10 protein-coding genes and 1 pseudogene are annotated in these 10311 nt (G+C 30.5%); all 11 read right to left on the bottom strand.

Annotated elements, in window-relative coordinates; genetic code table 11:
- Positions 1-129: 129 nt before the first annotated feature.
- A pseudogene (locus IAA47_06380) lies at positions 130-1425 on the bottom strand (ABC transporter ATP-binding protein).
- A gap of 44 nt (positions 1426-1469) precedes the next feature.
- A complete protein-coding gene (gene era / locus IAA47_06375; protein ID MBU3842587.1) occupies positions 1470-2366 on the bottom strand; it encodes a GTPase Era in 897 nt (298 codons plus the stop codon).
- A complete protein-coding gene (locus tag IAA47_06370) occupies positions 2367-3158 on the bottom strand; it encodes a site-specific integrase (protein MBU3842586.1) in 792 nt (263 codons plus the stop codon).
- Position 3159: 1 nt separating this feature from the next.
- Positions 3160-4827: a DNA repair protein RecN gene (gene recN, locus IAA47_06365; protein MBU3842585.1), complete on the bottom strand. Its 1668-nt coding sequence runs from the start codon at positions 4825-4827 to the stop codon at positions 3160-3162.
- Positions 4821-5618 carry an NAD(+)/NADH kinase gene (locus IAA47_06360; GenBank protein MBU3842584.1) on the bottom strand — a complete coding sequence of 266 codons (798 nt, stop codon included), beginning with the start codon at positions 5616-5618 and terminating at the stop codon, positions 4821-4823. Before IAA47_06360 ends, recN begins: the two co-directional genes overlap by 7 nt.
- A gap of 12 nt (positions 5619-5630) precedes the next feature.
- Positions 5631-6686, bottom strand: coding sequence for a peptidoglycan DD-metalloendopeptidase family protein (locus tag IAA47_06355; protein MBU3842583.1), 1056 nt, complete (start codon positions 6684-6686; stop codon positions 5631-5633).
- A gap of 29 nt (positions 6687-6715) precedes the next feature.
- The gene (locus IAA47_06350; protein MBU3842582.1) at positions 6716-7579 is read right to left on the bottom strand and encodes a permease-like cell division protein FtsX; all 864 of its coding nucleotides are present in this window, start codon (positions 7577-7579) and stop codon (positions 6716-6718) included.
- A gap of 87 nt (positions 7580-7666) precedes the next feature.
- A complete protein-coding gene (locus IAA47_06345) occupies positions 7667-8596 on the bottom strand; it encodes a transketolase family protein (GenBank protein MBU3842581.1) in 930 nt (309 codons plus the stop codon).
- Complete coding sequence (locus IAA47_06340; protein ID MBU3842580.1) at positions 8596-9417, bottom strand: transketolase; 822 nt, start codon at positions 9415-9417, stop codon at positions 8596-8598. Before IAA47_06340 ends, IAA47_06345 begins: the two co-directional genes overlap by 1 nt.
- Before the next feature lie 90 nt (positions 9418-9507).
- A complete protein-coding gene (locus tag IAA47_06335) occupies positions 9508-10101 on the bottom strand; it encodes a hypothetical protein (protein MBU3842579.1) in 594 nt (197 codons plus the stop codon).
- Positions 10102-10179: 78 nt separating this feature from the next.
- Positions 10180-10311: elongation factor Tu (gene tuf, locus IAA47_06330; GenBank protein ID MBU3842578.1), on the bottom strand; the 132-nt coding region annotated here is incomplete at its 5' end.

The raw sequence follows: 10311 nt of genomic DNA, 5'->3' as shown, positions 1-10311 counted from the left end.
TCATAATGGTTCACCTCCTAATCAAAAAAGTACTTAAATAGTATATCATATTTTTGGCAACAAAAAAAGACCTTCTTCAAATTTTTTGAAGAAAGTCTTAGTTTTTTAATTATAGACCTGAGTAGTTACAGCATCTGTCTTTCCTATTAATATATTCTCTTTTATAGTTCCAGTGAATAAGAATACATCTTGCTGAACTATTCCAATATTTTTTCTTAAAGATTCAACTTTTACATCATAGATACTCTTACCATCTATCTTAATATCTCCACTATCTACATTATAGAATCTTGGAATTAAATTACATAGAGTAGTTTTTCCTCCACCTGAAGGTCCAACTAAAGCTAACATCTTTCCTTTTTCTATTGTTAAAGATATATTATCTAGAACTTTTTTACTCTCGTGGCTAAAGCTTACATTTTCAAATTTAATCTCTCCTTCAACCTTACCAATATCTTGAGCTCCCTCTTTGTCCATCTCTTTATCTACTTCAATTAGTTCCATAAATCTCTTGAATCCACTCATACCATTTTGATACTGTTCTACAAAGGCAATAAGTCTTTTAATAGGTTGAGTAAATATCTTTATATATAGTAAATATGCTAAAAAATCTCCAATATTTATCTTTCCATAATAAGTAAATATTGCCCCAACTATAAGGACAGAGTAATCTAATAGATCTGTAAAAAATCCAACTCCAGCAGTGTACTCTGCCATTACCTTATATGAGTATGCTTTAGCTTTAACAAATTGTTGATTTCCCTCTTCAAATCTTTCTTTCTCATCCTCATCAATAACAAAAGCTTTAGATACTCTTATTCCTGATATACTATTTTGTAATCTAGCATTTATATCACCAGTCTTTTCTCTTGTTTTTACTGATGAATCTAAAAGTTTTTTTCTTTTATACATACTATACCAAATTATTATTGGTAGTATACAAAACACTATTACAGTTAGTAAAGCATTTATTCTTAATAGAACTATAAATGAACCTACTATCATAAAAAATGATATAAATAAATCTTCTGGTCCATGGTGTGCAAGTTCAGATATATCTTGTAAATCATTTACTATTCTTGACATTATATTTCCTGTTTGATTATTATCAAAATACTTAACAGGTAATTTTTGTAAATGCTCATAGACATCTCTTCTCATATCAGCTTGCATTCCTACTCCAACTAAATGCCCCCAATATTGCATCCAGTAAGCACATAGCATTTTTATTACATATATTACTAATAGAACTACTGCAAATACCACTAAAAATCTAAACTCTTTATTAGGTATTACCTTATTTACAACATTTCTAGTAATCATAGGATAAACTAGATCACATAAAGCTGATATTGTAGCTACCAATAGATCCATAAAAAATAGTTTTTTGTATGGTCTATAGTATGTTACAAATTTTCTTAACATTCCTTTTTCCATTTTTACATTACTCACTTTTTACTCTCCACTCCTTAATTTTTCTCTTCTACATATCCCATCTCTTTTAAGAAAGGTTTTTTCTTTCTCCAATCATCTTTTACTTTTACCCAAAGTGTTAGGAAAATAGGCTCTCCTATTAACTCCTCTATTTCACGTCTAGCCTCTTCTCCTATCTGTTTTAACATTTTTCCACCTTTACCTATGATGATACCTTTTTGCGAATCTCTTTCAACATAGATATTGATATCGAATTTATCTTTACCATTCTCTCTTCTCTCAACATTTAATATCTCAATAGCAACTGAGTGAGGAATTTCATCTCTTGTTTTTAGTAGTATTTTCTCTCTTACAATCTCAGTTATTATCTTATATACAGATATATCAGTGTACATATCATCAGGATAATATTGTATTCCCTCTTCTAAGAATGGATCAATTTTTTCTAAAAGTTTTGGAAGTCCAATAGCATACTGTCCTGAAATTTCAACAATTCCATCAAACTCTCCTAGCTTTTCCTCTATTTCAGCTCTTTTAGCCTTAAGTTGTTCATCATTTAATTTATCTATCTTGTTTACCACTAGTATTCTTGGAGTTTTCTTAGCCTCTTTTACCTTCTCCATTACGAACTGATCTCCAGTACTTATCTCTTGAGAACCATCTAATACAAATAGTATTACATCTACATCTTTTAAAACTCTAATAGCTGAGTTAGTCATATACTCCCCAAGTAGATGCTTTGCTTTGTGTATTCCAGGTGTATCAATAAATATATACTGGTTATCATTAAAGTTTAAAATTCCCTTTATATTATCTCTTGTTGTCCCTGCTTTATCTGATACTATGGCTACTTTCTCAGATACTAATTTATTTATTAAAGTAGATTTTCCAACATTTGGTCTACCTACTACAGCTATAAATCCAGCCTTCATCTAATCATCTCCTATTCCTATTCTCATATACTGTTCTCTTATCTTATCAATTAAAGAGACTCCATCTTCATCTCTGATTTTTTCCTCTGTTACTATCTTTTTTATCATATTTGGAGAGATATCTCTCTCTAGCTCCGCTTTTTTACCATAACCTATGAACCTTACTCTAAATCCCTCTCTAGTCAACTCCTGAAAAAGTTTATTTCTGTTCGTATACATATTTGGAAGTAATCTCTCTGAAAAGAATTTTAACTCCTTAGACAAACTTTCGCTTATCTTCTGATTTAATATTTTTGAAGCAGAACGAATATTTATTATTTTATATTCATACCTTGATAACTCATCTTTTTCTAAATTCAAAATATCCCCTATCTTAAATCCAGTTTCATAAAGAAGCTTTATCACTAAGGAATCTCTCTTTCCTTCATAAGTTTCATCACACACATCTAATATTCTTTTCAATTCCCATTTCTCTAATGGTTCAGTTACTTTTTTTACTCTGCTTGGGAGTTCTATATCCTTTGTTGGATTAACATCTATTATCTTCGCTTTTAAAAGATATCTATAGAAACTTTTTAGAGAGCTCATCTTTCTATATATAGACATATCACTATATTTTTTCTTTAGCTCCTCTATATAGTTTACTAAATCTTGAGTTTCAACATCTATCAGATCTTTTCCAATAATAAATCCATCAAAATCCTCTATATCTTTTCTATATATCTCCAAAGTTGAAGAATTTATTCTACCATTAGCCTTAGAATCTACCAAAAACTCATTTATAAAATCCATACTATCTACTCTCTTTCAAAAGTTCCTCAGCATGTTGTAATACTGCCTCACTTATATTCTCTCCAGCCAGCATTCTAGCTATCTCCTCTACTCTTCCTATCTCATCTAACCTTGTTACAGTAGTAGAAGTCTTATTATCTATTGTCTGTTTTTTAATATAGAACTGTTGGTGAGCCTTTGCTGCAATAGCTGGTGAATGAGTTATAGATACAACTTGAGCATGCTCTCCTATTTCACGAAGTTTATCAGCTATCTTTCTTACTGTTTCTCCACCTACTCCTGTATCTATCTCATCAAATATCAAAATAGGTACATTATCTACACGAGAAAATATCACTTTTAAAGCTAACATTATTCTACTTACCTCTCCCCCTGAAGCAATTTTCCAAAGAGGTTTCATATCTTGACCGATATTTGTAGATATTAATATCTCTACTGTATCAGCTCCATTAGCTCCCATTGTTTTACTCTCTTCAACAACTACATGGATTTGAGCATCTCCCATTTTTAAGAATTTTAGTTCATCTTTTAAATTTCTCTCTATTTGAATAGCTTTCTCTTTTCTTAATCTTCTCAGTTGATGAGCATTTTCCCAGTATTTCTCTTCAATCTCTACTCTCTCCTTTTGAAGTTTCTGTACCTCAAAGCTATCCTCTTCTAAAAGATTTATCTTCTGAGCTATACTCTCCTTAAATTCAAGTATCTCCTCAATTGTAGCCCCATACTTTATCTTCATCTTATTGATTACATCTAATCTTTCTACTACCTCTTGTAATCTTCTATCATCAATATCGATATCATCATTTAAAGTATCCATTATATCTACACAATCTTCTAGTTCATAATATACCTTTTCAAGTTTATCTAAAAGCTCATTAAATTCCTCTCCATATTTACATAGGCTCTCTATATTTTTTCTAGAATTATAGATGAAATGAAGAGCATTCATCTCCCCATCTCTTAGAAAAAGAGAGGAATTCTCTATTTTTTCCTTAATTTTTCCAGCATTAAAAAGTTTTTTATACTCATCTTCCAAAAGAGTATCCTCATTTTTTTTAGGATTTATTTTCTCTATCTCAGCTAATTGGAACTCATAAAACTCCTTTTTCTCTATAGCCTCTCTTCTATTTTTTTCAATACTCTCTATCTGATTATCTATCTCTTTAAATCTATTGTAAAGAGTATTACTTTTTTTCAGAAGTTCTTTTCCCTCATCTCCTAAAAATTTATCTAAAAGCTTTATATGGTTACTCTTATTAAGTAACATCTGATGTGAATGTTGTCCCACTATATCTACGAGTGTTCCCATTATCTCTTTCAGATTAGTTAGAGAAACCCTAACACCATTTACAAAAACTTTTCCTTTTCCATTTAAGTCTAAAGTTCTTCTTACTATTACCTCATTATCCTCTGCATCTATCTCAAATCTGTGTAATAGCTCCTCTCTCTGCTCATCATTTATTTCAAAAACCCCTTGAGCAGATAGAGTCTTTTCTCCTGTTCTTATCATATCAGTAGTTGCTTTCTCTCCAATAAGTAAATTTATTCCACTCAATATTATGGATTTTCCTGCCCCTGTTTCTCCTGTTAGTACAATAAAACCATCTTCAAACTCCAAATCAAGTTCATCTATTATAGCTAGATTTTCTATTTTAAGTTCTCTTAACACAGATTATCTCCCCATTTCAATTTTTCTCTTAATACACTGTAATAATTTCTATCTCTTGGGATTACAAGAATAAGAGTATATTTTGAATACTCTACCCTTATATTCTCCTCACTAGTTATTCTCTTATTAGTTTGACCATCAATTATTACCTGTCCTACTCTTTTTTCATCCTCTATTCTCATCTCAATTCTCTCATCTCCTCCAATTACTATTGGACGAGTATTCAGATTATGTGGTGCTATTGGAGTTACTACAATAGCTTTCATATCTGATTTAAGAATAGGACCTCCTGCTGACATAGAGTATGCTGTAGAACCAGTTGGAGTAGCTACTATTACTCCATCTCCCTTATAGGTACACATATACTCTCCATTTGTCTTAAAATTCACTCTTAAAACTCTAGATGTTATTCCAGCTTTAGAAAGTACAACTTCATTGAGAGCATAGTAAATCTTTCCATCTACTTCAACCTCTAAAATATGTCTTTTTTCATACTTATATTCCCCATTTAAAAAATTTTCATACTCTGCTAACATATTCTCTTTTTTTATCTCTGTAACAAAACCAAGACTTCCAGCATTGATAGCTATAACATGTAGATTTTTTTTGAAGATAAAGCTTTTAAAAGCACGAAGTAAAGTTCCATCTCCTCCTATTACAACTCCAAAATCAGCTTTTCCAACTTTATCAACAATCTCTATTCCTTTACTTTCAAAATATTCCACACTTTTCCTATATAGTTCCTGAGCTAATAGTTTATCTTGATTATACATTATAAAAACTTTTTTCATTTTTTTATCACCCTATTTAAACATCGGAACAGGGTCAATAGGCTTAAGATTAAATCTCAACTCATAATAAAGGTTTGGTTTCCCCTCTACAGATAGTCCTAAAACACCAATCTCTGCCCCTTGCTGTATCTGTTGATTCAATTTTACCTTAGTAGCTATTAAGTTTCCATATACTCCTATCATATTGTATCCATAATCTACCATTACCACTTTTCCCAATCCTTGGAATACATCAGAGTATATTACCTTTCCCTTTGCAGAAGATTTTATTTTAGCTCCCATTTTAGCTTGAATCTCTATTCCATTACTAGTAACCTCTTGTTGTTTTTTCTGATTAAATTTTACAACTACTGCTCCTTCTACAGGTTTAATTACCTTTCCTAGTTTTGAATAAGCTTGAGATTGGTTTACTATCTTTTTATCCATTTGGGTTCTAGCTACAATTATCTCTTTTATCTTCTTTTCTATTCTCTCTTTTTCCTTTTGAAGAGCACTTATACTCTGTACATGCCCTGTTTTTTCCTTATTTAACTGAGCTATCAAACTATTTTGTTGAGCTTTTTTACTATCCATCTGTTTTAAGTTTAAAGCAAGTTTATTTCTTAAACCTGATAATTTTTGCTTTTCACTCTCTATATTAGCCTTTACCTTTTGAATATCACTTTGAACATTTTTTATATATTCCATCTTTTGTAGATCTCCATATAAAAGATTTTTAAAGTTTTTTCTCAAAATAGCATCAGTTATTATATCATCTTCTCTCTCTTTTGAGTATCTATTCCAAGCTATAATTTTAGCTTTAAACTCCAATTTTTTTCTATCCATCTCTTTAGAAGTAATATTTAAGTTTTGTCCACCATACTCAATATTTTTTGATACAGTTTTTATATCATCTAAAATTTTCTCTCTCTCTTTAGCTATCTCTAAGATATCTCTCTCTATCTCAAGTATCTGTTTCTCCAACTTTTGAGTTTCAGCATCTATATTTTTTATTCTTGAGTTTTTCTCGGCAATCTGTTTCTCTATATTCTTTATTTTTTGCTCCATATCAGATACAGCATCGGCCATACTTAGAGTTGTCAATATTATTAAAAGAATTATTGTTTTCCATCTTCTACCCACTTGAACACTCCTATCTTTATAGGTTTTAACCATATCAAAAGATTAATTATAAATATTATTCCAAATTGTATAAATACTATCTCTTTTAAACTAAGTACTAGATATCTATTACTTATTAAAAGTAGCTGATGTCTTAAATAAATATATATATTAAAAAATATTAGAGTTCCTATTATTGAACCTGCTGTAAATGGAAGTAAATTTACACTCTTAGCTCTCACTCTATTTGTTTTATCATCCTTTACTAATCCAACATTATTTATATAGTCTATTGAAACAGCACTATAAAACACATAATATATAAGTGCTAAAATTGGAGCTATACATCCAACTACAAGTCCTACAGATATCATCTTATAAAATCTTAGCTCTCTTTCTTTATAATTAATATACTCTCCATCTACAAAAACTTCTTTGATATTCTCATCATTATCTAGCTTGACTTGAATTTTTTCTATATTTGATGGTTTATCAAAAAATATTACCAAGCTATCAGAAAGTGGATTCTCTGCCTTAGGTATAGCTACATCTAATTGATATTGTAATTTTTGGAAAGCTTCCTCTTTAGATATATATCTTACTCTTTTTACCCCTTCTAATTTCAATATTTCTATTTCTAATTTTTCTTTTTTCTCATCAGATACATTTTTCTGAAAATCTGCTGTAAAAAAATACTCTGCTTCAGCTTTCTTCTTTACAGAATCTACATTGATAAAAAAAGCTAAGAAAAAATTTAAAATGATAAAGGACAAAATTGTAAGTATAAAAGTAGTCTTTTTTATCTGTACCTTATTTTTTGTTGTATTTTTTTCCATTTGCATTAAATTAATATTATTCATAGTCACCTCATCATTTAAAATTTTCCCTCAGTATAAAGATGAGGACTGACCTAAAGGAGTTTTAGTGCCAGTCCTCCCATAAAATTACTACATATTTTCCTTAACCATTGCCACTAATTTAGCTGCTGTTAATTCATATTTCTCTAAAAGCTCATTTGCTTTTCCACTTTGTCCAAACTTATCATAAATTCCTAATTTCTTTACTTTTGTTGGATGTACTTCTGATAAAAATTCTGATACTGCTGATCCTAATCCTCCTATTACTGAGTGCTCTTCAGCTGTTATTATGAATTTTGTCTCTTGAGCTGCCTTTAATATTGTTTCTCCATCTAGTGGTTTGATTGTTCCTACGTTGATTACTCTTACAGATATTCCCTCTTGAGCTAATATATCTGCCGCCTTTAATGCTTCAGCTGTCATTAATCCTGTTGCTGCTATTGTTACATCTTTTCCATCTCTTAATGTATTTGCTATTCCTATTTGGAAATCATATGTAGCCTCATCAAATATTGTATCTACATCTAATCTTCCCATTCTTATATATACTGGTCCATTGTATTCTGCTGCTGCAAATACCATTTTCTTAGTTTCTACTGCATCTGCTGGTGATAATACTACCATTCCTGGTATTGATCTCATTAATGCTATATCCTCTACTGATTGGTGAGATCCTCCATCTTCTCCTACTGATATTCCTGCATGAGTTGGAGCTATCTTTACATTTAATTTTGGATAAGCTACTGTATTTCTTATTTGCTCAAATCCTCTTCCTGCTGCAAACATTGCGAATGTAGATGCAAAAGCTACCTTTCCACATGTTGCTAATCCTGCTGCTGTTCCTATTAAGTCAGCTTCAGCTATTCCTACGTTAAAGTGTCTTTCTGGAAATTTTTCTTGGAATAGATTTGTTTTTGTTGATTTTGTAAGGTCAGCATCTAACACTACTACATCTTTATTTATTTGTCCTAACTCTACTAATGCCTCTCCATAAGCTTGTCTTGTAGATTTCTTACTCATTAATTGTTCCCTCCTAATTCTGCTAATGCTTTTTCAGTTTCCTCTTTTGTTGGAGCTACCCCATGGAATCCACATACATTTTCCATAAATGATACTCCTTTACCTTTTACAGTTTTAGCAATGATAATAGTTGGTTTTCCTTTTACTTTTTTAGCTTCATCTAAAGCATTTAATATCTCTTCAAAGTTGTGTCCATCAATTTTTATTACATTCCAACCAAATGCTTCCCATTTAGCATCTACAGGTTCTACACCCATAACTTTATCTACATTTCCATCTATTTGAAGATTATTAAAGTCTAAGAAAGCACATACGTTATCAAGCTTGTAGTGAGCAGCAGTCATAGCAGCTTCCCAAACTTGTCCCTCTTGTAATTCTCCATCTCCTAGGATTATGTAAGTTCTATATGAAAGTCCAGAAATTCTAGCATTTAATGCCATTCCATTAGCAACTGATAATCCTTGTCCTAATGAACCTGTTGAAATTTCAACACCTGGAACTTTTTTCATATCTGGGTGACCTTGGAATATAGACCCGTATTGTCTAAGAGTCATTAATCCCTCTTTATTAAAATATCCTCTTTCAGCTAAAGTAGCATAAAGAGCAGGAGCTGCATGCCCCTTAGAAAGAACAAATCTATCTCTATTTTCCATTTTAGGATTAGCTGGATCTATGTTCATTTCAGAAAAATATAGAGCTGTTAAAATATCTGCAGCAGATAATGATCCTCCTGGATGTCCTGATTTAGCTTCACAAATCATTTTTACAATAGATTTTCTTATATTTGTTGCTTTTAATTCTAGATTTTTAATATCTCTCATCTGTTTATTTTATTCTCCTTTCAAAATTTATATTTTCTTTAAATTATATTATTTTATCTCTAGTATTGTCAAGAAAAGCTATGATTTTACTCAAAAAAACATAGATATTTTATCACTTACATAAAAAACACTATCTCTCAAATAGAAAAATAGCTCCTTATATTTTACACACCCAATTATTAATCCAAAAACTACAAAAGATAGTAGTGGTCTGAATAATTTTTCCTCTTTACCAGTATCTTTTAATATAGTTATTATACCTAAAACTCCAATATAATAGAACTCCATTAATTTTTTAGTATAACATATAGCCACAAGAATACTTATTGCAATTGAGAAAAAAAGTATTAGTTTGCTCATTTTGGGATTACAACTTATTTTTAAAATAGGTATTTTTATTAAAGCTCCTCCTCCCCATCCTCTAGGATATAGATCATAGATGAAATGAAGAGCTAAGGCTAATGAAAATCCTATTAAAAAATATCTAAAATTATCACTTTTATCCTGTTCATATACTCTGATAAAAATCAAAAGAATAAGAGGGCTATGGGTTAAGATGCTTCTATGCTTTAACCTCATTTTAAAATCCCAATCTGGAAACTTAATCCCTAAAAAAAATGCTGCAAAAGAGATAAAGATTCCCATTAAAGGAACTTCATCTAAAAATTTCATTAAAAACTCCATGTCCTCTCCTTCAAATTTTTTCAAAAAAAAGGAGAGCAGGTATCTGCTCCCCTTCAAAATACCCTCTCAGGTAATTTACTATTTTATGATTTCAGCAACTACTCCTGATGCTACTGTTCTTCCACCTTCTCTGATAGCGAATCTTAATCCTGTTTCCATTGCGATTGGGTGAATTAATTCTACTGTCATTTCGATGTTATCTCCTGGCAT

The sequence above is a fragment of the Candidatus Fusobacterium pullicola genome, from assembly GCA_018883725.1.
GTDB lineage: Bacteria > Fusobacteriota > Fusobacteriia > Fusobacteriales > Fusobacteriaceae > Fusobacterium_A > Fusobacterium_A pullicola.
Note: the sequence above shows the minus strand (reverse complement) of the source record. Positions and strands in the feature narration are given on the sequence as shown.